Source organism: Streptomyces sp. NPDC048297, from assembly GCF_043201585.1.
Lineage (GTDB): Bacteria > Actinomycetota > Actinomycetes > Streptomycetales > Streptomycetaceae > Streptomyces.
Map to the genome: position 1 here is coordinate 54,194 of NZ_JBICZA010000027.1, position 25,030 is coordinate 79,223.

Sequence of the window (25,030 nt, forward strand, 5' to 3'; positions counted from 1 at the left end):
TCGGAGACCGGGTGGCTCAGTGATGGGTGTCGCGAAGTTCCCGTACCAGGTGGGCGGTTACCGGTGCCAGGACGTCGTGCCGGTCGGCCGCGCGCAGCAACGCGCCGCCGATGGCGTCGAGTTCGAGCGGTCTGCCCGCCTCCGCGTCGCGCTGCATGGACGACTTGGCGCCGGGCGGGAACGCGTCGTAGCGGGCGAGGGCCTGGGCGGGGTCCGCGGGGGCGCCGCAGGCTCGGCTGACCGCGGTGGTCTCGGCGACCAGGGACTGGAGTTCCTCCCGGTGGCGGGTCCGGGCCTCGCCGAGGGGGAGGCCGTAGCGGGTGGTGAGCAGGGCGAAGGGGGCGAGGAAGGCCATCTTGGCCCACAGAGCCGCCGTCTCGTCCTCGACGACGCGGGCCGTCGTACCGGCGCCGGACAGGGCGGCGGCGAGGGAGTCGACGCGGGCGCGGGGCGCGGTGGCGGCGGTCAGGTCGATCTCGGCGAACGGGCTGCCGTGCTCGATCACGACGCGCTCGCCCGGTTCCCCGGTGGTGGGTGCCTCGTGGACGCGGGTGGATTCCACGCGGATCACGGCGGGGGCCACGCGGTCGGGCCGGTAGCGGGCGCGCAGGGCGGCCGGGTGCTCGATGCCGTTCAGGAACGGTACGACGAGGGCGTCGCCGAGGGCGGTCGCCGGGACGCGGGTGAGGGCGGTGTCCAGGGTGGTGTGTTTGACGGTGATCAGGCAGGCGTCCACCGGTTCACGCAGCTCGGTGTCCGCCTCCACGGCCGCCGTGAACTCGCCGAACTGGCCGCTGCGGACGTGGATTCCGCCGGTGCGCAGGGTGTGCGCCGTGCTCTCCCGGGCCAGGCAGATCACTCGGTGCCCGGAGCGGGACAGCAGGGCGGCGAGGAGACCGCCGATGCCGCCGGGGCCCAGGACCGCCACGGTGGGCTTGCTCGTCATGAGGTTGTCCTCTCGTCGGTCGGCCCCGGGATTCGGTGGCCGCCTTCGCAGGGATCCTCGCAGGGGCGCGCGGGGTGCGCGAGACCGGGGGGTCTCGACTGCCGCACCATGAAGTCGTACCGGATGCGTGCCACCGGTACGGTTCCAGGACACAGCCCTGCTCACCGATGAGGAACGGTATGTGCCGGAGTATCAAGACGCTGCGCCCGCCCGTGCTGCCCGAAGAGGCCACGGAGGACGACATCCACGCAGCCGCGTTGCAGTACGTGCGGAAGGTCTCGGGGTTCCGGGCGCCCGCCGCACACAACCGCGAGGTGTTCGACCGAGCCGTCGCGGCCGTGGCACAGGCCACGGCGGAACTGCTCGACGGCCTGGAGGTGCGGGGGCAGTCGGCACGGGGGCAGTCGGCACAGAGCGCCGGGTAGTTCGCGGGCGAGGGCGATGGGCCCCCGGCGGGTCCGCGGGGATGGGGTGGGCCCGGGTCCCGGGCCCCGGGTCAGCCCTCTGCCGGTGCGGGGCGCTTGCGCATGAGGAAGGCGGCTGCGGCGCCCGCGCCGAAGAGTGCGGCGACCGACACCCCGGTGGACAGCCAGGTCGCGCCGAGGAAGCGGGCGCCGAAGTAGCCGAGGGCCACGCTGTAGGCGGCCCAGGAGAGGCCGGCCAGGGCGGACCAGGGGAGGAAGTCGCGGGCGCGGCGGTGGGCGGCGCCGGCGCAGAAGGAGACGACGGAACGGCCGGCGGGGGCGAAGCGGGCCAGGACGACCAGGGCGCCGCCGCCCCGGGCGAGGGCCTCGCCGAGACGTTCCTGCGCGGTGGTCAGGCGCCGTGAGCGGGCGATGGCGCGGTCGAGGCGGTCGCCGCCCCGCCAGGCCAGCCGGTAGGCGACCAGGTCACCGAGGACCGAGGCGGTCGTCGCGGAGAGGATCAGGGCGATGATGTCCGGCACGCCGTGCGGGACCTGCCCCGTCGCCGCGCCCGAACCGGCCGCCGCGGCGGTGGCCGCCGTGATGACGAGGACTCCGCTCGGCAGCACGGGTACGAAGACGTCGAGCAGTACCGACAGACCGACCACGGCATAGATCCATGGTCCGGCCGTCAGCGACCCCACGCTGTCCCACACGATGACTCCCCGCTCATCCCCCGATACAGCCGTACAGCGTACGCCGCGGGTGTGACAGGGGATGCGACAGGGGTGTGAGTGATTGGTGCGGTGTGTGCGGTCCGACCGCCGGTCAGGCGGCCATCGGGGTCTGCTCCGGGGACTGTTCCGCAGCCTGCTCCGGGGGCTGCTCCGTGGCCGGCTCGGGCGTCGTCACGGTGCGCCGGGTGAGGAGTCGGTCCAGGCCGAGGGCGCCGGAGCCGGTGAAGACCAGCAGGAAGAAGGTCCAGCAGAAGAGGGCCGACAGCTCGCCGCCGTTCTGGATGGGCCACAGGGCGGCCTGCTGGTGGACGTCGAAGTACGCGTACGCCATCGAGCCCGAGGCGACCAGCGCGGCGGCGCGGGTGCCGAGGCCGAGCAGGACGAGTCCGCCGGCGACCAGCTGGATCACGGCCGCGTACCAGCCGGGCCAGGCGCCGGTCTCCACGGCTGCGCCGCCCGTGCCCGCGGCGCCGCCGAGGACACCGAAGAGCGAGGCCGCGCCGTGTACGGCGAACAGCAGGCCGACGACGATGCGGAAGATCCCGACGACGTAGGGCTGAGCGGAATCGAGGCGTGCGGACAGTCGTCTCCTCTTGTATGGCGGTCGGGCCGGCGGATGTGGGGTGCCGGGTGCCGGTTGCCGATCAAGAGGTAAGGTTAGGTGTACCTAACTCATACTTGCAAGTTCAACATTCAGCCATCGACCGCCCGGTCGAGCACGAGGGTCGGGGGCTCGGGGTCAGGGGCTCGGGGTCAGGGGATCGGGGCTCGGGGCCGGAACGCGGTGACGGCCCGCCCCGGCCGGAGAGGCCGTGGGCGAGCCGTCGGTGGGGCCGTGTCGGAGAAGGCCTGCGTCAGCAGCCCGCCAGGTCGCTCTGCAGTGCGCTCTTCTCCGCCGAGTCGACGGAGAGGTTGTAGTAGTACTTCACCTGCACCCAGGCGCGGACGTACGTGCAGCGGTACGCCGTGCGCGAGGGCATCCAGGTCGCCGGGTCCTGGTCGCCCTTGGCCTGGTTGACGTTGTCGGTGACCGCGAGGAGCTGCGGGCGGGTGACGTCGTTGGCGAAGGCCTGCCGCTGGGCGGTGGTCCACTTGCTCGCGCCGGAGTCCCAGGCCTCGGCGAGCGGGACGAGGTGGTCGATGTCGACGTCGGAGGCGGCGGTCCAGGTCGCGCCGTCGTACGGGGAGTACCAGCTGCCGCTGGTGGCGACGCAGGCGGAGTCGGTGACGACGTTCGAGCCGTCCCGCTTGAGGATCCATTCGCGGGTGTTGCAGGTGCCGGAGATGGTGATCCAGGTCGGGAACAGGTCGCGGCTGTAGCCGGTGCGGTTCTCGGTGGCCACGGTGAGCTGGGAGAGGTAGCTGCGGGCGGTGGCGCCACTGACCGGGGTGGGGAGGGCGGCGGAGGCGCTCGGGGAGTTGAACAGGGCGGCGGAGGCGATCAGGCCCGTGAGGGTCGCGAGTATGCTCAGCCATCGACGCGCGTAGAACTTCGGCATGCGAACTCCCTTGAGGGGTGGGGGTTTTGGAGCGCGAGCGAGGGAATGCTCGCGACGCCGCGTTGCGGTCGGGTGAGCGCTCGGCAAGAAGTTAGTGACGCGCTCATGACATGACAAGCCCCAGGGCGAGGTTCGCGAAGGTTTACGACGGAACTTTCACGTCGCGTAGAATGGGTGGCGCAGAAGGGGAGTAGCTCTTCGCCGGACCGTCGACATACTGCTCAGCCAGCCTGAGCCGGCGCCCGGAGGCGGATTCCGCGAGGACCGCCCAGCGAGACCTTCGGCAAGCAGTGCATGCCCGCACCCCCTCGGTGCGGGCGCTGAATGTGCTGCCGTGCCGAGGTGTCTCATGTGAGGTTCAGCACTCTCGGCGGGGCGGCCCCGACCGATTGAGGACCCTTGATCAGCATCACCGTGACGGCGCTCGTCTTCGGCGTCATCTTCCTCGCCGAACTGCCGGACAAGACCGCGCTCGCCGGTCTCGTGCTCGGCACCCGCTACCGCGCCTCGTACGTCTTCGCGGGCGTCGCCGCCGCCTTCCTGCTGCACGTCGTGCTGGCCGTCGCCGCCGGCAGCGTGCTGACCCTGCTGCCGCAGCAGATCGTGCACGCGATCACCGGCGTCCTCTTCCTCGGCGGCGCCGCGGTGCTGCTGATGAAGAAGGACGAGGGCGAGGAGGAGGTCCGCAAGCCGGCCGACCAGTCCTTCTGGAAGGTGTCGGGCGCGGGCTTCATGCTCATCCTCGTCGCCGAGTTCGGCGATCTCACCCAGATCATGACCGCGAACCTCGCCGCCCGCTACGACGATCCGATCTCCGTCGGTCTGGGCGCGGTCCTGGGCCTGTGGGCGGTGGCCGGACTGGGCATCGTCGGTGGGAAGGCCCTGATGAAGCGGGTGCCGCTGCGGCTGATCACGCAGATCGCGGCGGTCCTGATGCTGGTTCTCGGTGCGTGGAGCCTGTACGAGGCGGTCGCGGCCTGAGCCGGCGAGGCGAGGCGGTCGTGCCTGAGCCGCCCGGCCGGGCCCCGGTCAGGCCCCGGTCAGGCCCCGGCCGGGCCCGGTCCCGTCCCGCCCTGTCCGGCTCGGTCCCGTCCTGCCCGGGTCGGTCCGAGCTGAACGGACGGTGAACCCTCGCCGGAGGCGGTGGCGGGATGCGGCGCCGTTTTGTACCGTGAAGGAACAAAGTGGCTCCCGCTCGTTCTCCCTGACCGGCGAGCGGGGCCGCCTTGGTTCCTCCGCGCCTCCTCTTCCGTACCCCGAGGCCCCTGTTCTCCTGGAGTTGCCGATGCCGGCCACCGTCCTCACCGCCCGCGCCCTCCTGCTCGACATGGACGGCACCCTCGTCAACTCGGACGCCGTGGTCGAGCGCATCTGGCGGGAGTGGGCCGAGCGGCACGGGCTGGACGGCGACGAGGTGATGAAGGTCGTCCACGGCCGTCAGGGGCACGCCTCGATGGCCGTCCTGCTGCCCGGCCGGCCCGTGGAGCAGAACCTCGCCGACAACGCGCGCATGCTCGCGGCGGAGACCGCCGACACGGACGGCGTGATCGAGATCCCCGGCGCCGCCGCCTTCCTCGCCTCCCTGGACGGCCTGCCGCACGCCCTGGTGACCTCCGCCGACGTCGCCCTGTCCACCGTCCGCATGGCCGCCGCCGGCCTGCCGCTGCCCGAGGTGCGCGTCACCGCCGAGTCGGTCGGCGCGAGCAAGCCCGACCCCGAGGGGTTCCTGAAGGCCTCCGCCGAACTGGGCGTCGACCCGGCCGACTGCGTGGTCTTCGAGGACTCGGGCGCCGGGATCGCCGCGGGACGGGCCGCCGGGATGCGGGTCGTGGGCGTCGGTCCCCGGGCCGCCGTGCACGACCCCGACGCGGTTGTGCCCGACCTCACCCACGTACGGGTCGAGCCCCTGACGGACGGCACGATCCGGCTGCACATCGGCTGAGCCCTCCCTCCGGCTGAGCCCTCCCTCCGGCTGAGGTCGCCCTCAGGCAGAGGCCGCGTCGCGTTCTACGGCTCCTCGGTCTCCGCCTCCAGGCTCGCCCGGGTCGCCGGTCCGTACTCCCCGGGGGTGTCGTCGCGAATGCCGCGGGCCCGCTGGTAGGTGCGGACGGCGTACTCGACGGGGCTGTTGAAGACGCCGTTCGCCGGGTTCATGTAGAGGTTCAACTGCCGGAGCCGGAGCTGGAGTTCGACGACGTCCGGACCCTGGTCGCCGTGGCGGAGCACCGGGCCCTGCGCGGGCGCCGAGTCCGGGGTGGCGGCGGTCGCCGTCGACGGGGGCGGCGAGGCGGAGCGGGACGGGGCGGCGGACGCCGTGGACGCCGGGGCGGTGGGCGAGGAGGAGGCGGGGGAGGAGGCGCTCGTGGCGGGCGCCGAGGGGAGGGCGGAGGAGGACGCCGTACCGGTCGTCGGCCCGGCCGCCACGGGCGCCGACGAGGCGTCCGGTGTCGTCACGTCCGGAACGCTCTGCCTGACCTCCTCGGCCGCCCGGTCCCGCGACGGCGCGTGATACGCGAGCATCCCGCTCACGAACCCGGCCGCCACCACGACCGCGACCGCCGTACCCGCGACGGACAGGACGACCGCGCGGCGGGACCGGCGCGGAAATTCCTCCGGCGGCACCCCATCACGCGCTGCCGTCGGCAGCACCTCATGGGCAACAGCCGCCGACAGCCCCCCGACGGCACCGGTGTCCGTGCCAGGCGCCGCAGGCACCGGCATAGGCACAGGCATAGGCACAGGCACAGGCATAGGCACAGGCACAGGCACAGGCACAGGCACAGGCAGGGTGTCATCGGCGCCCGGCGCCGGCCGGATCCCGCCCTCCGCCGCGATCGCGCCGGCCGGGTCCGTCCCCGGGACCCCGACACCGTCCGTCCCCGGGACCCCGACACCGCCCGTCTCCGTGACGGCGATACCGTCCGCCTCCGGGACGGCGATGCCGTCCGCCTCCGGGACGGCGATGCCGTCCGCCTCCGGGACGGCGATGCCGTCCGCCTCCGGGACGGCGATGCCGTCCGCCTCCATGACCGCGATGTACGGACGTATGCGCAGCGGATCGAAGTCCTCCGCCGCGGCTGCCTGAGCCGTGCGCGCGTCGCGCAGGGCGTCCGACGCGCGCTGAGTGCAGTCGCACGACGGGGTGTTGTCCGGCCCCCTGGGTGTCCCGCACTCCGGGCAGGTGTGGCCCTTCGGGTGGCCCTTCGGTTCCGTCACGTGCTCGTCCCCTCCCCTCGGGAAATCCCGAGTTTATGCAGACGGCCTTCACACAGGCCGAGGCGGGACACGCGCGGAACCGGCCATGAACGGCGCTCGACAGGCCGTGAACCGTGTCACCGCCGACCATGGAGGGGAGCGCACTCCGGTCCCGGGAGGTCTCCATGACGCTGGACACGCACGGCACGGCGAAGGGCGCGAAGGACGCCGAGCAGGTTCCCGGCAGTGTCCTCGTCCCGATCGGCGCACTTCTGCTGGGGCTGCTGCTGGCCGCGCTCGACCAGACCATCGTGGCGACGGCACTGCCCACGATCGTCAGCGACCTCGGCGGTCTCGAGCACCTGTCCTGGGTGGTCACCGCCTATCTGCTGGCCTCCACCGCCGCGACCCCGCTGTGGGGCAAACTCGGTGACCAGTACGGCCGCAAGCGGCTGTTCCAGGCCGCGATCGTCATCTTCCTGATCGGGTCCGCGCTGTGCGGCATGGCACAGGACATGGGCCAGCTGATCGCCTTCCGGGCGTTGCAGGGGCTGGGTGGCGGCGGTCTGATCGTGCTGTCGATGGCGATCGTCGGCGACCTCGTGCCACCGCGTGACCGGGGGCGCTACCAGGGTCTGTTCGGCGCCGTGTTCGGCACGACGAGCGTGCTCGGTCCGCTGCTCGGCGGCGTGCTCACCGAGCATCTGAGCTGGCGGTGGGTGTTCTACGTCAACCTGCCCGTCGGCGTTGTCGCGCTCGTCGCCATCGCGGTCGCCCTGCGCATCCCGCGCGGCAGCGCCCACCACGTCATCGACTACCTCGGCACCCTCCTCATCGCCTCGGTCGCCACCTGCCTGGTGCTGGTCGCCTCGCTCGGCGGTACGACCTGGGCCTGGGGGTCCGCGCAGATTGTCGGGCTCGTCGTCCTGGGCGCCGTGCTCGTCGTGGCGTTCGTCGCGGTGGAGCGGCGGGCCGCCGAACCGGTGCTGCCGCTGGGGCTGTTCGGCATCCGCACCTTCACGCTCGCCGCCGTCATCAGCTTCATCATCGGCTTCGCGATGTTCGGCGCGATGACCTATCTGCCGACCTTCCTCCAGGTCGTGCATGGCATATCGCCGACGCTGTCCGGTGTGCACATGCTGCCGATGGTGTTCGGGCTGCTGCTGACCTCGACCGTCTCCGGGCAGATCGTCAGCCGCACCGGCCGCTGGAAGGTGTTCCCGATCGCGGGCACCGCCGTCACCACCATCGGCCTGCTCCTGCTGCACCGGCTCGACGAGTTCAGCTCGACCGCCGAGATGAGCGTCTACTTCTTCGTGCTGGGCTTCGGCCTCGGCCTGGTCATGCAGGTCCTGATCCTCATCGTGCAGAACGCGGTGTCGTACGAGGACCTGGGCGTCGCCACCTCCGGCGCCACCTTTTTCCGGTCCATCGGCGCCTCCTTCGGCGTCGCCGTCTTCGGCACCGTCTTCTCCAGCCGGCTCGGCGACAGGCTCACCGACGCCTTCCGGGGCGTGCGTCTGCCGCCCGGCGTCTCGGCGGACGCCGTCAAGGCCGACCCGCGCAGCCTCGGCGCCCTGCCGCCCGGCCTGCGTCCGGCCGCCCTGCACGCCTTCGCGTCCTCCATCACCGACGTCTTCCTGTACGCCGCCCCGGTCGCCCTGCTCGGCTTCGCGCTGGCGTGGTTCCTGAAGGAGGACCCGCTGCGCGGCTCGGTCACCGCGCCCGACGTGTCCCAGACCATCCCGCCCAACCCCGTCGAACGCTCCTCCTACGACGAGTGCTGCCGCGCCCTGTCCGTGCTCGGCACCCGGGAGGGGCGCCGGGAGGTCTACCGGAAGATCACCGAGCGGGCCGGGTACGATCTGCTGCCCGCCGCGAGCTGGATGCTGCTGCGCATCCGGAAGTACGGCTCGGTGGAGCCGTGCGTGCTCGCCGAGCGCGCCGACGTCCCGCTCCAGGTCGTCCTTGAGGCCGAACGCCAGCTGGAGGAACGGCGGCTGGCCGAACGCCTGGGCCTGGACCTGAGCCTCACCCCGTACGGCCGCGAGGTCGCCGAACGGCTCGCGCGGGCCCGCGAGGACTCCCTGGCCCAACTGCTCGGCGACTGGTGGCAGCCGGGCCGTTCGCCCGAACTCGACCGGCTGGTGCGGGAACTCACCGGCGAACTGTGCGGCTCGGAACGCGAGCGCCCGCGCGACGGGACGGTGACCGGGCTCAGTTGACGATCGCCCCGGTCGCCGGAAGGTCCTTGCGGAACCAGTGGTCGGCGTACTGCTGGTCGTTGTGGGGCGCGGTCTCCCGGTAGCCGAGGCGGGCGTACAGGGCGCGGGCCTCGACCAGGTCGTCGCGGGTGTCGAGGATCAACTGCCCGGCGCCCAGGGCGCGGGCGGCCTCCTCGGCGGCGCCGACGAGCAGCGCGGAGCCGCCCGTGCCGCGCATGCTCTCGTGGACGAACACCCGGGTCAGCTCGGCCGTGTCCGCGTCCAGCAGCCGCACTCCCGCCGAACCGGCCGGCTCACCCCCGTACCGCCCGATCAGCAACTGCCCGGTGGGCGGCGCGAGTTCGGATCCGGTGACGGCCGCGATCTCGCGTTCCAGCTCGTCCGGGTCGGTGCGGTGCCCTTCGTGGAGCAGGTACCAGCGGTCGCTGACCTCCGTGTAGTACGCCCGCCAGAGCGCGGCGGCGACGGGGGAGTCGTACGGTTCCGGGGCGATCGTCCACGTCATGCCGGCCATTGTCGGCCTGCGCCGCGCACCCTCCGCAACCGAATATGCGCCTCACGCCCCCGCTTCGGGAGCGTCCCCCGCGCCCTCGGCCCTGCGCCGGTGCCACTCGCGTACGACCTCCTCGACGTCGTACGGCTTCTTGCCCAGCGGCGGACCGGGCGGGGGCTTGAACATCATGTCGCGGATCTTCACGTTGACCTCGGTGATGATCTTCCGGACGAGCCGCTCGGAGGGCGCGGCGTAGGCCGCCGCGAGCGCGTCCTCGGCCTCCTTGCGCAGGGCCAGCGACGGAGGCAGCGCGGCAAGACCCTCGCGGGCCATCTTCCGCTTGACCCACCACAGTTCGTCGTAGTCGGCATCGAGGCCGGCCGGCAGCGGTTCGCCCGCGCCGGGCAGCCGGTCGAAGGCACCTCGGCGCTGCGCCGCGCGGATCTGGTGGTCGGCCCTCCCCCACTCTCAACTACGTTCGAGCGGGGGGACCCCCACCTCGAACGGCACACCCGGTGGCTTTCGCTCGGTCATGAACCCATTGTGCCGGACGCGGTCCCGCCGGGCGTTTTATCATGCGGCTAGGCAAGCGGCGGCGACGGCGAACCGGCTCCGCGCAGGGACGTTTCAGGGGGAACGCACGTGCTCGAACTCACCATGGCCACCGTCTCCGGCGAGGACGCGGGCGCCACGGCAGGCATGTCGATGGCCGAGGCGCCCAGTCTGCCGGGCGCCGTGCTGCGGGTGGGCCGGGACAGGTCCATGTGTCCGCTGGTCACGCCCGACGACTGGCTGTTCGTCTCCCGGGTCCACCTGGAGTTCGGGTGCGGCCCCGACGGCGGCTGGCAGCTGTCCTGGCTGCGCGGCTCACAGGCCGAGCCGTCCTCCGAGGTACGGCTGAGGGTCGGCGAGCACGTCCAGCCCCTCGCGTACGGCGCCACCGTGACGCTGCCGCGCGGCGGCTCCGGCGAGATCGTCATCCAGGACCGCAGCGCGCCGCGCAGCGTCAACGTGGGCTTCTACCACGAGGTGTGAGCAGGCCTACGTGATCGGGCCTACGTGAGCAGGCCTACGTGATCGGGCTCGTGCGTACGGGCCCATGCGCACGTGCCCATGCGCACGTGCCTACGCCAGGACCCGCGCGATCGCGAAGCCGTCGTAGCCCTTGCTGCCCACGGTCTGCATGGCGGTGCCGCTCAGGCGTGGGTGGGAGGCGATCAGCTCGATCGCGGCACGGGTGCCGAGGACGTCCGGGTCGGTGCTCGCGGAGTCGGCGACCCGGCCGCCGCGGACCACGTTGTCCACGACGATCACGCTGCCCGTGCGGGTCAGCCGGAGCGCCCACTCCACGTAGTGGGCGTTGTTGGCCTTGTCCGCGTCGATGAAGACCAGGTCGAAGGGGGCGGGGTTCTCGTCGGCGAGCTGGGGCAGCGAATCCAGGGCCGCGCCCACCCGGACCTCCACGATCGGGTCGAGGCCGGCCCGCGCGATGTTGCGGGTGGCGACCTCGGCGTGCTTGGGGTCGTACTCCAGGGAGATCATCCTGCCGTCGGCGGGGAGGGCGCGGGCCATCCAGATCGTGCTGTAGCCGGCGAGCGTGCCGATCTCCAGGATGTTCCGGGCCCCCTGGATCTCGGCGAGCAGCCGGAGGAACTTCCCCTGGGCGGCCGTGACGCTGATGTGCGGCAGCCCGGCCGCCTCGCCGTCGCGCAGGGCGGCCTGGAGTGCCTCGTCGTCCGGTGCGAGGTGGCTGGAGAAGTAGAAGTCGACGTCGTCCCAGAGCTGCGACCCGCTCATGCGTCTGCTGCCTTTCCCGAGTGTCCTTCTCGAGTCTTCGCCCGAGACCTTGGCGCTTCCCCTGGATCGTCTCAGCCGAGCGGCGCGGACGGCGTGATCTGCGGAGCCGAAGTCCCGGACCGGCGGGAGCGGCGTACGACGACCAGCGCGACGCATCCGTTCAGGAACAGCACGACACCCGCGGTCAGCAGCCACGCCGGTATCCCCGCGACCTTGAGCAGCTCGTCGTCGTAGATCACCTGCTGGACCGGAGTGTCGGTGGCCGCGCGGCGCAGCTCGTGGTCACCGGAGATCCGGTCGGGATACGGGAACGACTGGGTCAGCGCCGTCAGGTAGGGCGTCCCGCCGGCCAGCTCGCCGAGCGCGCCGGACGGTTTGGCGAGGCGGCCCGCGTACAGCACCTGGGGTGCGGAGCCGCCGATCGCCGTGCGCGGTTCCATGCGGTGCGCGGCGAGCACGTACAGGCCGAGGGACTGCGGCAGGGAGGCGAGCCGGGACAGCCGCATGGGGTAGACGGGGCGGTCGCCCGCGAAGGTGAGGTGCAGCGGGTCGAGGGCGCCATGCAGCGGGGTGTGCGCGGCCTGCGGGGCGAGCCGTACGGCGACGTACTCCCAGTGCCGGTCGACGTACGGCTGGAGCGCGCCGCGCAGTCGGGGCGGGAAGGCGAAGCCGTGCTCGCGCAGCCAGCCGTCCAGGGCGGCCGGGTCGGTGGCGGTCAGCCGCGCCACGTCGAACGGACCGAGCCGCTGCCGGTCGACCACGCCGACGCCGGACCCGGCGCCGGCCGGGGCGCCGGCGGCGGTGTCGGAGCTGTCGGAGCTGTCGAAGGGCCAGTCGCCGTTCTGCGGCCAGAAGTAGTGGCGGGTGCGGTGCACCGGGGCGATGGCCTTGCCCAGCTGGTCGAAGAGGGCCGGATCACCGAGGCGGACCGTCGCCCGGTGCGGGACCGGCATGATCCAGGCGGCGTCCTCGGCGTCACCGGTGACGGTCAGCCGCATCACGATCTGCTCCGTGCGCCCGTCCCACCGCACCACGGACTGCTCGCTCGCCACCGCGATCCGCTGCGACGCCTGCGGCACCATCGCCCCGCACCCGCAGGCATAGGCGGGCGCGATGAACCAGCCGAGCTGAACGCCGAACAGGGAGAGGACCAGCGCGAGTATCCGAGCACGTTTCACGGGGCTACAGACGATACCCGGTGATCAACGGTTCCTGCGGCCTCGCCCGGCCCGGCGTGGGCTGGGCCGGGCCTGGCGTGGCCTGGGCTGAGCAGCCGAATAGCTGACCAGCCGAGCGGGGACGGCGGCGGCGAGCGACCTCAGTGGCTTTCCACCGCCGGGGCGGACCCCGGCAGTGGCCGCCCCGCCGACTCCGACATCCGCCACACCGCGAACCCGCCCACGACAGCCGCGGCCATCATGTAGTACGCGGGCATCATCATGTTCCCGGTCGCCCCGATCAGCGCGGTCACCACCAGCGGCGTCGTCCCGCCGAACAGGGACACGGACACGTTGAACCCGATGGACAGGGAGCCGTAACGCACCCGGGTCGGGAAGAGGGCGGGCAGCGCGGCCGGCATGGCCGCCGTGAAGCAGACCAGCAGCAGCCCCAGCGCACCCATGCCCAGCGCGACGGCGACCAGGCTGCCCTGGCGGATCAGCAGCACGGCCGGAATCGACAGGAACAGGAAGCCCGCACAGCCCGCGGCGATCACCGGGCGCCGGCCGACCCGGTCGGTCAGCGCGCCGGCGAACGGCTGGACGATCATCATCAGGGCCATCACACCCAGCACGACCAGCAGCCCGTGCGTCTCGTCGTACTTCAGCTCACTGGTCAGATAGCTCGGCATGTACGACAGCAGCATGTAGTCGGTGACGTTGAAGACCAGGACCAGCGCCATGCACAGCAGCAGCGCCTTCCACTGCCCCGCGACCATCTCGCGCAGCGGCACCTTCGGCCGGTTCGCCTCCGCCTTCTCGACCTCGGCGGCGAACGCCGGGGTCTCCTCCAGGCGCATCCGCAGGTAGAGGCCGATGATGCCCATCGGGCCCGCGATCAGGAACGGGATCCGCCAGCCCCAGGAGAGCAGGTCGTCCGTGGACAGCAGAGCGGTCATCAGCGTGACCAGGCCCGCGCCGCCGATGTAGCCGGCCAGCGTGCCGAACTCCAGCCAGCTGCCGAAGAAGCCGCGCCTCTTGTCCGGGGCGTACTCGGCGATGAAGGTCGACGCGCCCGCGTACTCGCCACCGGTGGAGAAACCCTGCACCAGCCGGGCGGCCAGCAGGAGCAGCGGCGCGCCCACACCGATCGTCGCGTACGACGGGATCAGACCGATCGCGAACGTGCCCGCCGCCATCATGATCATGGTGACGGCGAGCACCTTCTGCCGGCCCACGCGGTCGCCCAGCGGACCGAAGACCATGCCGCCGAGCGGGCGGACCAGGAACGCGGCGGCGAACGCCCCGAACGTCGAGAGCAACTGCGCGGTCGGGTTGCCGGACGGGAAGAAGACCTTGCCCAGCGTGACCGCGATGTAGCTGTAGACGCCGAAGTCGAACCACTCCATCGCGTTGCCCAGCGCTGCCGCCTTCACGGCGCGCCGGACGAGAGCGGGGTCGGTGACGGTGGCCCCGGCAGGGGCCCGGACGGCCCGCGGGGACTTCAGATGCGGGGTGACAGCAGCGGCGGTCGCCAAAACGGGGCTCGCCTACCTCTCGACGGGGACAGGGACGGGCTCGGACGACGACGCTGCCGTACAGGCGACGACGCTGCCGTACATCCGGCCGAAAAATGACCATAGGTGTGTTTCCACCGCTCACGCCCTGTACGGGAATCGATGCACAGTGCAGCTAAACGCGGTGTACGCAGGGACGTCTGCCCGCCTCCGGGGCCGGAAACCACCCCCTCGCTGTGATGCTTCTCGCCCCGCGACCGGTCGACCTCACCCCCCTCCGACTATCGTCTTCCGGACAAACGACAGAGGGCTGTCAGGTGAAGCGGGGGTTGCCCGCGTCCCCTTCAAGGGGGTCTGCGAGCCTTCAGGGGGAGCGCAGGGGAAAACCGGGCGCGTGCGGCGTCCGGGGGCGAACGGGGCGGGAGGCCGGCGAGGCGTGGCGAACGTGGAGCACAGCGGGCGAACGACGGATGCCTTCGCGGGGGCCGGGACGGGAGCCCGCATGCGTGCGGCCCGGCTCGCCCTGTGGGCGGTGGCGACGATCCTCGCGGTACGGCAGCTGACCGTCGTCCTCACCACCCCGAGCGGCGAACGCCTCACCGACCTGGAGACCTGGGTCGGCCCCGAAGGCGTCCTGCATGTGAAGGGCTCGCTGTACGACTCGCCCCTGTTCACCGGCACACCCTTCGCCGGCCTGGTCCTCAAACCCCTCACCAGATCCGCCGAGCAGGCCCTCGGCTGGGGCTGGACCTTCGGCACCCTGCTGCTGGTCGTCGCCCTCGGCCTGGTCGCCGCCCGCGCGCTGCCCCAGCCGGTCAGCCGCCGCACCTCACTGCTGGCGGCACCGGTCGCGATCAGCCTGCTGATGCTCTCGCTGCCGGTCCGCAACACCCTGTGGCTCGGCCAGACCAGCATCATCCCGGTGCTGCTCGTCCTCGTCGGCTGCTTCACCGTGCGCGGCGAACGCGCCGCCGGCCTGTGCATAGGCGTGGCCGCCGCCCTCCAGCCGACCGTGCTGCTCTTCGCCCCGCTGCTGTGGTTCGCCGGCCGCCGCAGGGCCGCGCTGTCCGCGGCCGGCACCTTCGCCGCCTGCACCGCGCTCGCCTGGGCCGCGATGCCGCACGACTCGTACACCTACTGGGTGCACCACATGGGCGGCGCCGGCCTCGGCGGCCAGGCGGACGCCCTCGGCAACCAGTCCCTGCACGGCGCCCTCCTGCGCCTCGACGTCACCGGCCCGCTGGAGATCGCCCTCTTCCTGCTCCTCGGCGCCGCCGTCGCGGCCCTCGCCCTGCGCCGCGCCGTCCGCTACGCCCATGACGGCCAGCTGCTGCTCGCCGTCGCCGTCATCGGCTGCGCCGCCGTCGCCGTCTCCCCGACCACCTGGCAGCACCAGCTGCTGTGGGTGCTGCTCGCGGTGGTCGGCCGGGTCGGCACGCGTGCGTCGGACCGCCTGGTCTGGCCGGTCGCCGTCGTCCTCGTCACCACCCTCCCGGCGAAGATGATGCTGCCGAACATGCCGGTGATGTACCCGCTGCGGGACGACCTCGTGCTGCTCGCCGCCCTGGCCGCCGCCACCGCCGTACCGTTCCTGTCCCGCACCGCGCCGTCGTACCGGAGGCCGGTCCCCGCGCGGTACGCACCGCCGGTGCCGGCCCGCTTCCGGCACGTCCCGCTGCTGCCGTTCCTGCGCCGGGTGCTCACCCGCCCCAACCTCCTGCTGGAACTGCTGCTCATCCGGGTCGTGTACGCCGCCTACCAGCAGGTCCGGCTCGCCGCGACCGGCGGCAGCGTCTCCGCGGGCCGGGCGCGCGCCGAGCACCACGGGCACATCGTGCTGGACATCGAGCGGTTCCTGCACATCGACATCGAGCACTGGGTCAACCACGCCGTCGTGAGGACCGGTTTCCTGCGGGACTTCTTCGACTTCTACTACGAGTCCTTCCACTTCGTCGTCCCGCTGGCCGTCCTCGGCGTCCTCTACTGGCGCCGCCCCGTCGACTACCGCTGGGCCCGCGCCTCCCTCGGCTTCGCCACCTTCCTCGCCCTGATCGGCTTCTGGCTCTTCCCGCTGGCCCCGCCGCGCCTGATGCCCGCGCTCGGCATCATCGACACCGTCCACGGCGTCCAGGACTTCTCCCAGCCGGACTACGGCGCCCTGACCGCGCTCACCAACCAGTACGCGGCGATGCCGTCCCTGCACTTCGGCTGGTCCCTGTGGTGCGGCGTCGTCATCGCCGTCATCGCCCCGAAGTGGTGGATGAAGGCCCTCGGCCTCCTGCACCCGCTCTTCACCGTCTCCGCCATCGTCGCCACCGGCAACCACTGGGTCCTGGACGCGGCCGGCGGCGCGGTGGTCGTCGCGGCGGGGTTCGGACTGTCGTACGTCTTCCAGGGTCCGCGGGCGCGGACAACGGCTGCCGCGGTGGCCGCGAACCAGGAGACGCGGGAGCCGGCGAAGAACACGGCCTGAGCCGGGGCGGGGGGTCAGTCCGTGGTGACCTGGAGTTCCTTGATGCCGTTGATCCAGGACGAGCGCAGCCGGCGTGGGGTGCCGGCCAGTCGCAGGCCCGGCATGGCGTCGGCGAGCGCGGTGAAGATCAGCTCGATCTCCAGGACCGCGAGGGACTTGCCGAGACAGAAGTGCGGGCCGCCCCCGCCGAATCCCAGATGGGGGTTGGGGTCGCGGGTGATGTCGAAGGCGTCGGGGTCGGCGAAGACCTCGGGGTCGTGGTTGGCCGAGGCGTAGAAGAGGCCCACCCGGTCGCCCTTGCGGATGTGCGCTCCGCCCAGTTCGGTGTCCTCGGTGGCCGTGCGCTGGAAGGAGTTGACCGGGGTCGCCCAGCGCACGATCTCCTCGGCGGTGGTCGCGGGGCGCTCCCGGACGAACAGGTCCCACTGGTCGGGGTGGGTCAGGAACGCGTGCATGCCGTGGGTGATCGCGTTGCGGGTGGTCTCGTTGCCGGCCACCGCCAGCATCAGCACGAAGAAGCCGAACTCGTCGGAGTTCAGGTTGCCCTCGTCCTCCGCCGCCACCAGCGTCGTCACGATGTCGTGGGCCGGGCACCGCCCGCGCTCGGCGGCCATGTTCATCGCGTAGGCGATGATCTCGGCGGCCGACTGCGCCCCGACCTCCTCGGTGATGGCGTACTCGGGATCGTCGTACGCGATCATGCGGTTGGACCAGTCGAAGATCTTGGAACGGTCCTCCTGCGGGACGCCGATCAGCTCGGCTATGGCCTGCAGGGGCAGTTCACAGGCGACCTCGGTGACGAAGTCGAAGGGGCCGCGGCGGGCGCGGGCGCCCGCGACGATCGACCGCGCACGCTCGCGCAGCCGCTCCTCCAGCGCCCGGATCGAGCGTGGCGTGAAGCCGCGTTGCACGATCTGGCGCACTCGGGTGTGCTCGGGAGGGTCCATGTTCAGCAGGATCAGCCGCTGGGCGTCGATCACGTCGCGTTCGATGTGCTCGTTGAAGCGGATGATCGCGGTGTTCAGGGTCGAGGAGAAGAGTTCGGGGTGCGTGGAGACGTACCTGACGTCCGCGTGCCGGGTCACGGCCCAGTAGCCGTCGTCGGCGAAACCCGCCAGACCGTGCGGCTGCGGGATCCAGCGGACCGGCTCGCTGCCGCGCAGCTCGGCGAACTCCGGGAGGGGGACACGGTTGTGGAGCAGGTCCGGGTCGGTGAGGTCGAACCCGTCGGGCAGCGCGGGGCAGTGCATCGGCGGCTCCCGTCGTTCCTTCTGACGCCTTGCGACGACGATTTCTCTGACCTTCTGACGGTCCGTCAGCTGAGCGGGCTGCCGTGAAGGTAGTAACGGGTTCTACAAGTGGCAAGCCCCATGACGGCCCCAATTACGTGGACAACTCGTGCAGATCACGACTTCGGGGCGTGCGCGACCCTTGCGACAGTGGACGGAATGTCAGCAGACTGCACGCAGAACTAGTACGTGTTCTAGTTCTGCGTGGCGGGCGGGCCGGGACGCCTCCGCGCCGCGCGGGCGACCGAGGAGAGGACGCACCCCCATGGCCGCGGAACCCGTGATCGTCGAAGCCGTACGCACCCCGATCGGCAGGCGCGGCGGCGCGCTCGCCCATCTGCACCCCGCCTATCTGCTGGGCGAGACCTACCGTGAACTCCTCGGCCGCACCGGCATCCCCGCCGACGCGGTCGAGCAGGTCGTCGGCGGCACGGTGACCCACGCCGGCGAGCAGTCCATGAACCCCGCCCGCACCGCCTGGCTCACCATGGGGCTGCCCTACGAGACGGCCGCGACGACCGTCGACTGCCAGTGCGGCTCCTCGCAGCAGGCCTCGCACATGGTCGCCAACATGGTCGCCGCGGGCGTCATCGACGTCGGGATCAGCTGCGGGGTCGAGGCGATGTCGCGGGTGCCGCTGGGGTCGGGCTCCAAGCACGGGCCGGGCAAGCCGTTCCCCGACGAGTGGAACGTCGACCTGCCCAACCAGTTCGAGGCCGCCGAACGCATCGCCCGGCGCCGCGGACTGACCCGCGAACACGTCGACGCGCTGGGCCTCCTCTCCCAGGAACGGGCGGCGCACGCCTGGGCGGAGGAACGCTTCAAGCGGGAGACCTTCGCCGTCCAGGTGCCCACCACCGAGGAGGAGCAGCATGCCGGGCACGGCATGTGGCGGCTGGTCGACAAGGACGAGGGGCTGCGGGACACCTCCATGGAGGCACTGGCCGGGCTGAAACCGGTCATGCCCACGGCCGTCCACACGGCCGGCAACTCCTCGCAGATCTCGGACGGCGCCTCCGCGATCATGTGGGCCTCCAAACGGATGGCCCGCGCCCTGAAACTGCGGCCCCGCGCCCGGATCGTCGCCCAGGCCCTGGTCGGCTCCGACCCGCACTTCCACCTCGACGGGCCCGTCGACGCCACCAACGCGGTCCTCGGCAAGGCCGGAATGTCCCTCAAGGACATCGACGTCGTCGAGATCAACGAGGCCTTCGCGTCCGTCGTCCTCAGCTGGGCCCAGGTCTTCGACCAGGATCTGAGCAAGGTCAACGTCAACGGCGGCGCGATCGCCCTCGGCCACCCGGTCGGCGCGACAGGCGCCCGCCTGATCGCCACGGCCCTCCATGAACTGGAGCGCACGGACAAGGAGTTCGCGCTCGTCACGATGTGCGCGGGGGGTGCGCTGGCGACGGGGACGATCATTCAGAGGCTGTAGGGACTGGGGGCGGACGGGGGCGGGGGCGGGGCGTACGGGGGGCGGCGGTCGGGTGGTACGGCGCGGGGGTGTTGGGGCGGTGCGGCGCTGTGGCGGTGCGGTGCGGTGCTGTGGCGGTGCAGTGCTGTGGCGGTGCGGCAGTGGTCGTACCGCCTCCGCTCACTCGCGTCCCGAGGCCACCGCGGCCAGGACGGCAGATGCCGCCGCGGCGATCAGCAGGGGGATGCCCAGGCCGTGGTGGAGGACGAGCCAGGCGCCCAGCCAGGCGCCGGCGATCATGGCGAGCACCGCGGCCGTGCGGCGCGGTGCGCGGTGACCGCTGGCGTCGCCCATGCGGGACTCGGAGGCCAGCCCGGTCAGGGTCATCGTCAGGACCGTGGTGGTCAGGTCGGGGACGCCCAGTTTGCGGACGGTCGCGTTGCGCAGGCCCATCGCGAAGGCGGTGAGGGCGATCAGGGCGTACAGGGTGCCGGGCCGGCCCGGCCAGGCGAAGGCGATCGCCGCCGACGCCGCGACGAGGAGTGCCTCCGCGGCCAGCGTCACCCGCGTCCACGTGCGGCGCGAGCCCTCCCGGCAGTGGGCCGCCAGCCGGCCGCCGGCCGCCGCGCCCAGCAGGAAGCAGGCCAGCGAGGTGGCCGTGTGGGGCACCGAGAACCCCGGGGCGCCGGCCGCGGCGAAGCCCAGGACCACCACGTTGCCGGTCATGTTGGCGGTGAAGACCCGGCCGAGGCCCAGATAACTGACCGCGTCGATCAGTCCGCTCACCACGGTCAGCGCCAGGAGGACGACCACCAGCCGCACTCCGCGCATCTCCGGGTCCGGCGCCGGCACCGGCGTCGGGGCCGTCGGCGTCGGGGGAGTCGGTGGCGTCGGTGGAGTCGTCATCGTTCCTCCGGTGGGCCGGACGGGCGGGGGGGAGGGCCAGTCCATCACGGGGGCGAGGGGGCACCGGGGTGATCCGGCGCGCGCCGTCGCGTCCGGGCGCGTATGCCGCCCACACACCTGGACGCACACGTACACACGCACGCACACGCGCACCCTTGCCGAGTGGAGGCGAGGGTGCGCGTGGTGGTGCTGTACGGGTGGCCCGGGATGGGAGCGGCCGGGGTGCGGCGGCTCAGTACCAGCCGTTGGCCTGCCAGAAGCCCCAGGCCTGGACCGGGCTGCCGTAGCGGGAGTTCATGTAGTCCAGGCCCCACTTGATCTGGGTGGCCGGGTTGGTCTTCCAGTCGGAGCCGGCGGAGGACATCTTCGAGCCGGGCAGGGCCTGGACCAGCCCGTAGGCGCCGGAGGAGCTGTTGGTGGCGTTGGGGTTCCAGCCACTCTCGTGCTCGACGATCTTGCTGAACGCGTTGAACTGGGCGGCGTCCGGAATCATCCTGTGCGCGATCGCCTGGGCGGAGGAGGCCGAGCCCGGGGCGGCCTGGGCGGGCGCCGCGGTCAGTGCCATACCGGCGGTGGCGGCGGCCACGGCGGCGATGGTGAGGGCCTTCTTCGGGGAAGCGATGCGGCGGATGACGGAAACGGACACGTTCGACCTCTTGCGTCGGGGACAGGGCTTCGCCGGTATGTGCGGGCCACGCGGTGCTGCGTGCTGCTGCGTTGCGCTGTGTGGTGCTGCGTTGTGCTGCGTGGTGGCCTGCCGCATACGTCGGCGCCGCGTCCCATGGGGGTTCGTGGGTTCGTGGCGCCTGGCGACGTCGTCCGGAGAAACAGGCTTCCGACCAGTCCGCAATCACCCCTTTTACTAGTTGTGGCCGGATAGGCGACAAAGGTCGGTCGTGTGGCGTGGGTCTCCATCCGCAGGTCGGAGCGGGCGCGGGAGGGGGTAGGGCGGACATCCGGCACTACGACTCGGGGTCGTAGGTGATGTGGGTCATGCGGGGTGCTTCACCGCTCGGCTGACCGAGTGGATACGGCCCCTCACGCTCGGGGTGCGTCGAAGGTGACCGCGGTCTCGAAAGCGGCCCTCCGCGTGGCCCGGCGCAGCGCGCGCAGCACGGCCGGACCGAGCGCCAGGGTGAGGACGACCGTGCAGACCGCCCGGCCCAGGTCCCAGCCCATGGAGGTGGCCAGGCAGTAGGCGACGAAGCGGGCCAGGTTGGAGGGGACCGTCGCCTGAGGGTCGAAGGAGATGTTCGAGGCCAGGGTGCCCATGAAGGGCCAGCCGGCCATGTTCATGATCGTGCCGTAGGCGAAGGACGCGAGGAAGCCGTAACCGGCCAGCAGCACCAGTTCGCCCCGGCCGCGCAGGCCGGCCCGGCCCGGCAGCAGCCCCGCGCCCATCGTGAACCAGCCCATCGCCAGCATCTGGAACGGCATCCACGGCCCGACCCCGCCCGTGAGCAGGGCGGACGCGAACATCGTCACCGAGCCGAGGACGAAGCCGAAGCCCGGTCCGAGCACCCGGCCGCTCAGTACCAGCAGGAAGAACATCGGCTCGATCCCCGCCGTCCCCGCGCCGACCGGCCGCAGCGCCGCACCGGTCGCCGCCAGCACGCCCAGCATGGCGACGGCCTTCGGACCGAGACCGGACTCGGAGATCGTCGCCGCCACGACCGCGACCAGCAGCACCAGCAGCCCGGCGAACAGCCAGGGCGCGTCCTCGGCGTGCGCGCTCAGTTGCGAGGAGGGCGGCGCGAGGAAGGGCCAGCCGAAGCCGATTACGCCGACGGCGCTGACGAGGACGAGCGCGGCGAGGGAGCGGGGGCCGAGGGGGATGGCGCGGATGCGCCGGCGGGGGGTGGCCTGTGCCGCCGTGTCTGTTGTTGTGTCTGTTGTTGTGTCTGTGGTCGTGCCTGTTGTCGTCCGTGCTGTCATGCGAGGGCCTCCCGGACCTCGGTCACCGTCAGCCAGGGCTGTGGGGCCAGGATCTTGGTGACCTGCGGGGCGAAGGAAGGGGAGGAGACCACGATCTCGGCCGTCGGCCCGTCGGCGATCACCTCGCCGTCGGCGAGCAGCACCACCCGGTGCGCGATCTCCGCCGCCAGTTCCACGTCGTGCGTGGCCAGGACGATCGCGTGCCCCTCGGCCGCCAGCCCGCGCAACACCGCCACCAGACGGGCCTTCGCCGCGTAGTCCAGACCGCGCGTCGGCTCGTCGAGCAGGAGGAGGGGTGGCCGGGCGGTCAGTACGACGGCCAGGGCGAGCGCCAGACGCTGGCCCTCGGAGAGGTCACGGGGATGCGTGTCGTCCGTGATGCCGGGCAGCAGTCCGGACACCAGGTCGCGGCAGGTGCCCGGCGCGGCCCCCGCGTCCGTGTCGGCGGCGGCGCACTCGGCGGCCACCGTGTCCGCGTACAGCAGGTCACGCGGCTCCTGCGGGACCAGGCCGACCCGGCGCACGAGGTCACGGGAGGCGGCGCGGTGCGGTACGGCTCCGCCGACGTGGACCGTGCCGGAGGTCGGCTCGACGAGTCCGACGAGGGAGGCCAGCAGTGTCGACTTGCCGGCGCCGTTGCGGCCCATCAGCGCGATGGTCTCGCCGGGGGTCACGGTCAGGTCGATGTGCCGCAGCGCGGTGACGCGGCCGCGGCGGACGGTGAGGGTGTGGACTTCGGCGACGTGGGGGGTGCGGGTGGGGGGTGCGGGGGGCGCGGGGGGTGTGGCGGCTCGGCGGAAGAGTCGTCGCCAGGCGGGTGGCGCCTCGGCTTCGCCTTCGGCGGTCGTGTTCCCACCCGCACCACCCGTGACAGTTTCGTCGTCGGCCGCGGGTGGCCCCTGTGGGGCGTGTCCACCGCCGGCGGCTGCGGGCTCGTGCGCCGCAGTGGTGACTGGGGTCGGCGTCGCCCCCGTCGACGGCTCGGGGCGGGACTCTGGTGTGGGCGTTGGTTTCGTTGTTGCTGTTGCTGTTGCTGTTGCTGTTGCCGTTGTCGCTGGCGTTGGCGTTGGTGTGGGGGCCTGGGACAGGCGGGTGCGGAGGGTGGTGGCGCGGCGGCGGGCGTCGCGGACGGTCAGGGGGAGGGGGGACCAGCCGGCGAGGCGGCCCAGTTCCACCACCGGGGGGCACACGGGCGAGACGGCCATCACGTCCGCCGGCGTGCCGACGACGGGAGCGGCGCCGGGGCTGGGCAGCAGGACGACCTGGTCGGCGTACTGGATCACCCGTTCCAACCGGTGCTCGGCCAGCAGGACGGTCGTACCGAGGTCGTGGACCAGACGCTGCAGCACGGCCAGGACCTCTTCCGCCGCCGCCGGGTCGAGCGCCGAGGTCGGCTCGTCCAGGACCAGTACCTGGGGGTGCGGGGTGAGGACCGAGCCGATCGCGACCCGCTGCTGCTGCCCGCCGGAGAGCGTCGCGATCGGGCGGTCGCGCAGACCGGCCAGGCCCAGCAGGTCAAGGGTCTCCTCCACGCGGCGCCGCATCACGTCCGGGGCGAGCCCCAACGACTCCATGCCGTAGGCGAGTTCGTCCTCCACCGTGTCCGTCACGAAGTGTGCGAGCGGGTCCTGTCCCACCGTGCCGACCACGTCCGCGAGTTCGCGCGGCTTGTGCGTACGGGTGTCCCGGCCGGCCACTGTGACCCGGCCGCGCAGGGTGCCGCCGGTGAAGTGCGGGACGAGCCCGCTGACCGCGCCCAGCACGGTCGACTTGCCCACCCCGGACGGGCCGACGAGCAGCACGAGTTCACCCTCGGGCACCACGAGGTCGATGTCCCGGACGGTCGGTTCGGCCGCGCCCTCGTACGTGACGCTGACCTCCTCGAAGCGGATCACGACAACTCCTCGGGGTTCCGGGCGTCCTGGGGGCCCGTGGGGTCTTGGGGGTCCTGGGGGTCCTGGGGTATGACGAAGGCGGGCAACAGGGCGAGCAGGACGGACGCGGCCGGCCACAGCGGCAGGGCGGGGGCGACGAGCGGGACGACGCCCGGGTTCAGCGCGTGCGGGTCCCGGACCGACGCCAGCGTGAGCAGCGCGGCGACCGCGGCTCCCGAGCCCGCCACCAGCCACGCCCGCATCCCCCACGGCGCCGGCCGGTACCGGGTGCGCACCGAGCGGCGTCCGCCGAGCCGCAGTCCCGCGAGCGCGGCCGTGACTCCCGCGAGCAGCACGGGAATTCCGTACGTGCCGCCCTCCGCGGTGAGCAGCCCGTACGTCCCCGCGCACACCCCGAGCAGACCGCCGAGGGTGAGCGCGGTCGTCGTACGACGTACCGGCGCGGGTACGTCGGCGGTACGGCCGTACCCGCGCGCGTCCATCGCGGCGGCCAGCGCGACCGACCGCTCCAACGCGCCCTCCAGCACGGGCAGTCCGACCTGCAGCAGCCCCCGTACCCCACGGTCCGGGCGCCCCCGCAGCCGGCGCGCGGCGCGCAACCGCTGTACATCGGCGATGAGATGGGGCGCGAACGTCAGCGCGACGACCACGGCCACGCCTGCCTCGTACAGGGCGCCGGGCAGCGACTTGAGCAGCCGTGCCGGGCTGGCGAGGGCGTTCGCGGCGCCGACGCAGATGAGGAGCGCGGCCAGTTTCAGCCCGTTGTACGCCGAGAAGAGCAGCGCCTCCGCCGTGACCCGGCCCCCCAGACGGATGCCCTGCGCCCACTCGGGAAGCGGGACTTCAGGGAGCGTGAACAGGACGTGCGAGCCCGGGATGGGCGAGCCCAGCACCACCGTGAAACCGAGACGTACGAGGAGAACGGCGACGGCAAGCTTGGCGAAGGCGGTATAGGAGCGAGCCCAGGGCGCGGCGGAACGATGCGTGGCCACGACGTACCCCGCCGAGGCCATGAGGAGCGCGAGGAGGAGCGGGTTGGTGGTACGCGTGGCAGCCGTCCCCAACCCGAGCGACCACAACCACCACGCCCCCGGATGCAACTGCCCTCCCCGGGCCATCCGTCCGACGGCCCGTCGATCCCCTAGGGG

General features: G+C 72.3%; 23 protein-coding genes. 7 read left to right on the forward strand and 16 right to left on the reverse strand.

Annotated elements, in window-relative coordinates:
• Window positions 1-16 precede the first annotated feature (16 nt).
• Window positions 17-946: a ketopantoate reductase family protein gene (locus tag ACGFYV_RS26565; protein WP_393880980.1), complete on the reverse strand. Its 930-nt coding sequence runs from the start codon at window positions 944-946 to the stop codon at window positions 17-19.
• Window positions 947-1,125: 179 nt separating this feature from the next.
• Between ACGFYV_RS26565 and ACGFYV_RS26570 the strand changes: the two genes are divergently transcribed.
• Window positions 1,126-1,371, forward strand: coding sequence for a DUF2277 domain-containing protein (locus ACGFYV_RS26570; protein WP_393880981.1), 246 nt, complete (start codon window positions 1,126-1,128; stop codon window positions 1,369-1,371).
• 71 nt (window positions 1,372-1,442) lie between these two features.
• On the opposite strand, the gene ACGFYV_RS26575 is transcribed toward ACGFYV_RS26570, so the two are convergent.
• The 3 genes from ACGFYV_RS26575 to ACGFYV_RS26585 all read right to left on the reverse strand — a co-directional run bounded on the left by ACGFYV_RS26575 (window position 1,443) and on the right by ACGFYV_RS26585 (window position 3,586).
• Window positions 1,443-2,066 carry a DedA family protein gene (locus ACGFYV_RS26575; RefSeq protein ID WP_393880982.1) on the reverse strand — a complete coding sequence of 208 codons (624 nt, stop codon included), beginning with the start codon at window positions 2,064-2,066 and terminating at the stop codon, window positions 1,443-1,445.
• Window positions 2,067-2,178: 112 nt separating this feature from the next.
• Window positions 2,179-2,670, reverse strand: coding sequence for a DoxX family protein (locus ACGFYV_RS26580; protein ID WP_393881036.1), 492 nt, complete (start codon window positions 2,668-2,670; stop codon window positions 2,179-2,181).
• A 271-nt stretch (window positions 2,671-2,941) separates the two neighbouring features.
• Complete coding sequence (locus ACGFYV_RS26585; protein WP_393880983.1) at window positions 2,942-3,586, reverse strand: HNH endonuclease family protein; 645 nt, start codon at window positions 3,584-3,586, stop codon at window positions 2,942-2,944.
• 399 nt (window positions 3,587-3,985) lie between these two features.
• Here ACGFYV_RS26585 and ACGFYV_RS26590 point away from each other — a divergent pair, with 399 nt between their 5' ends.
• Complete coding sequence (locus ACGFYV_RS26590; protein ID WP_393880984.1) at window positions 3,986-4,567, forward strand: TMEM165/GDT1 family protein; 582 nt, start codon at window positions 3,986-3,988, stop codon at window positions 4,565-4,567.
• A 304-nt stretch (window positions 4,568-4,871) separates the two neighbouring features.
• The gene (locus ACGFYV_RS26595; RefSeq protein WP_393880985.1) at window positions 4,872-5,528 is read left to right on the forward strand and encodes an HAD-IA family hydrolase; all 657 of its coding nucleotides are present in this window, start codon (window positions 4,872-4,874) and stop codon (window positions 5,526-5,528) included.
• 65 nt (window positions 5,529-5,593) lie between these two features.
• Here the strand turns inward: ACGFYV_RS26595 and ACGFYV_RS26600 are convergent, their stop codons facing one another.
• The gene (locus ACGFYV_RS26600; RefSeq protein WP_393880986.1) at window positions 5,594-6,802 is read right to left on the reverse strand and encodes a peptidoglycan-binding protein; all 1,209 of its coding nucleotides are present in this window, start codon (window positions 6,800-6,802) and stop codon (window positions 5,594-5,596) included.
• 164 nt (window positions 6,803-6,966) lie between these two features.
• Between ACGFYV_RS26600 and ACGFYV_RS26605 the strand changes: the two genes are divergently transcribed.
• Window positions 6,967-9,006, forward strand: a complete 2,040-nt coding sequence (locus tag ACGFYV_RS26605) for a DHA2 family efflux MFS transporter permease subunit (protein WP_393880987.1) — start codon at window positions 6,967-6,969, stop codon at window positions 9,004-9,006.
• Here the strand turns inward: ACGFYV_RS26605 and ACGFYV_RS26610 are convergent.
• Window positions 8,999-9,520, reverse strand: coding sequence for a GNAT family N-acetyltransferase (locus tag ACGFYV_RS26610; RefSeq protein WP_393880988.1), 522 nt, complete (start codon window positions 9,518-9,520; stop codon window positions 8,999-9,001). The genes ACGFYV_RS26605 and ACGFYV_RS26610 overlap by 8 nt on opposite strands.
• 42 nt (window positions 9,521-9,562) lie before the next feature.
• Window positions 9,563-9,943, reverse strand: a complete 381-nt coding sequence (locus ACGFYV_RS26615; RefSeq protein WP_393881037.1) for a DUF1992 domain-containing protein — start codon at window positions 9,941-9,943, stop codon at window positions 9,563-9,565.
• A 198-nt stretch (window positions 9,944-10,141) separates the two neighbouring features.
• Here ACGFYV_RS26615 and ACGFYV_RS26620 point away from each other — a divergent pair, with 198 nt between their 5' ends.
• On the forward strand, window positions 10,142-10,534 hold the full coding sequence (locus ACGFYV_RS26620; protein WP_393880989.1) for a hypothetical protein: 393 nt from the start codon (window positions 10,142-10,144) through the stop codon (window positions 10,532-10,534).
• A gap of 90 nt (window positions 10,535-10,624) precedes the next feature.
• On the opposite strand, the gene ACGFYV_RS26625 is transcribed toward ACGFYV_RS26620, so the two are convergent.
• From ACGFYV_RS26625 to proP, 3 genes are all read right to left on the reverse strand, one after another.
• Window positions 10,625-11,296, reverse strand: a complete 672-nt coding sequence (locus tag ACGFYV_RS26625) for an O-methyltransferase (RefSeq protein WP_393880990.1) — start codon at window positions 11,294-11,296, stop codon at window positions 10,625-10,627.
• Window positions 11,297-11,367: 71 nt separating this feature from the next.
• Window positions 11,368-12,474: a DUF2330 domain-containing protein gene (locus ACGFYV_RS26630; protein WP_393880991.1), complete on the reverse strand. Its 1,107-nt coding sequence runs from the start codon at window positions 12,472-12,474 to the stop codon at window positions 11,368-11,370.
• A 140-nt stretch (window positions 12,475-12,614) separates the two neighbouring features.
• A complete protein-coding gene (proP, locus tag ACGFYV_RS26635; RefSeq protein WP_393881038.1) occupies window positions 12,615-13,961 on the reverse strand; it encodes a glycine betaine/L-proline transporter ProP in 1,347 nt (448 codons plus the stop codon).
• A gap of 445 nt (window positions 13,962-14,406) precedes the next feature.
• Between proP and ACGFYV_RS26640 the strand changes: the two genes are divergently transcribed.
• Window positions 14,407-16,443, forward strand: coding sequence for a bifunctional glycosyltransferase 87/phosphatase PAP2 family protein (locus ACGFYV_RS26640; RefSeq protein WP_393880992.1), 2,037 nt, complete (start codon window positions 14,407-14,409; stop codon window positions 16,441-16,443).
• A 14-nt stretch (window positions 16,444-16,457) separates the two neighbouring features.
• On the opposite strand, the gene ACGFYV_RS26645 is transcribed toward ACGFYV_RS26640, so the two are convergent.
• Entirely contained in the window at window positions 16,458-17,693 is a 1,236-nt protein-coding gene (locus ACGFYV_RS26645; protein ID WP_393880993.1) for a cytochrome P450, read from the reverse strand.
• Window positions 17,694-17,997: 304 nt separating this feature from the next.
• Between ACGFYV_RS26645 and ACGFYV_RS26650 the strand changes: the two genes are divergently transcribed.
• Entirely contained in the window at window positions 17,998-19,167 is a 1,170-nt protein-coding gene (locus ACGFYV_RS26650) for a steroid 3-ketoacyl-CoA thiolase (protein WP_393880994.1), read from the forward strand.
• A 159-nt stretch (window positions 19,168-19,326) separates the two neighbouring features.
• Here the strand turns inward: ACGFYV_RS26650 and ACGFYV_RS26655 are convergent, their stop codons facing one another.
• From ACGFYV_RS26655 to ACGFYV_RS26675, 5 genes are all read right to left on the reverse strand, one after another.
• On the reverse strand, window positions 19,327-20,052 hold the full coding sequence (locus ACGFYV_RS26655; RefSeq protein WP_393880995.1) for a YoaK family protein: 726 nt from the start codon (window positions 20,050-20,052) through the stop codon (window positions 19,327-19,329).
• A 232-nt stretch (window positions 20,053-20,284) separates the two neighbouring features.
• The gene (locus ACGFYV_RS26660; protein WP_393880996.1) at window positions 20,285-20,698 is read right to left on the reverse strand and encodes a transglycosylase SLT domain-containing protein; all 414 of its coding nucleotides are present in this window, start codon (window positions 20,696-20,698) and stop codon (window positions 20,285-20,287) included.
• Window positions 20,699-21,090: 392 nt separating this feature from the next.
• On the reverse strand, window positions 21,091-21,987 hold the full coding sequence (locus tag ACGFYV_RS26665) for an ECF transporter S component (RefSeq protein ID WP_393880997.1): 897 nt from the start codon (window positions 21,985-21,987) through the stop codon (window positions 21,091-21,093).
• Entirely contained in the window at window positions 21,984-23,882 is a 1,899-nt protein-coding gene (locus tag ACGFYV_RS26670) for an ABC transporter ATP-binding protein (protein WP_393880998.1), read from the reverse strand. The genes ACGFYV_RS26665 and ACGFYV_RS26670 overlap by 4 nt, the downstream gene beginning before the upstream one ends.
• Window positions 23,879-25,000, reverse strand: coding sequence for a CbiQ family ECF transporter T component (locus ACGFYV_RS26675; protein ID WP_393880999.1), 1,122 nt, complete (start codon window positions 24,998-25,000; stop codon window positions 23,879-23,881). Before ACGFYV_RS26675 ends, ACGFYV_RS26670 begins: the two co-directional genes overlap by 4 nt.
• Between the last annotated feature and the right edge of the window lie 30 nt (window positions 25,001-25,030).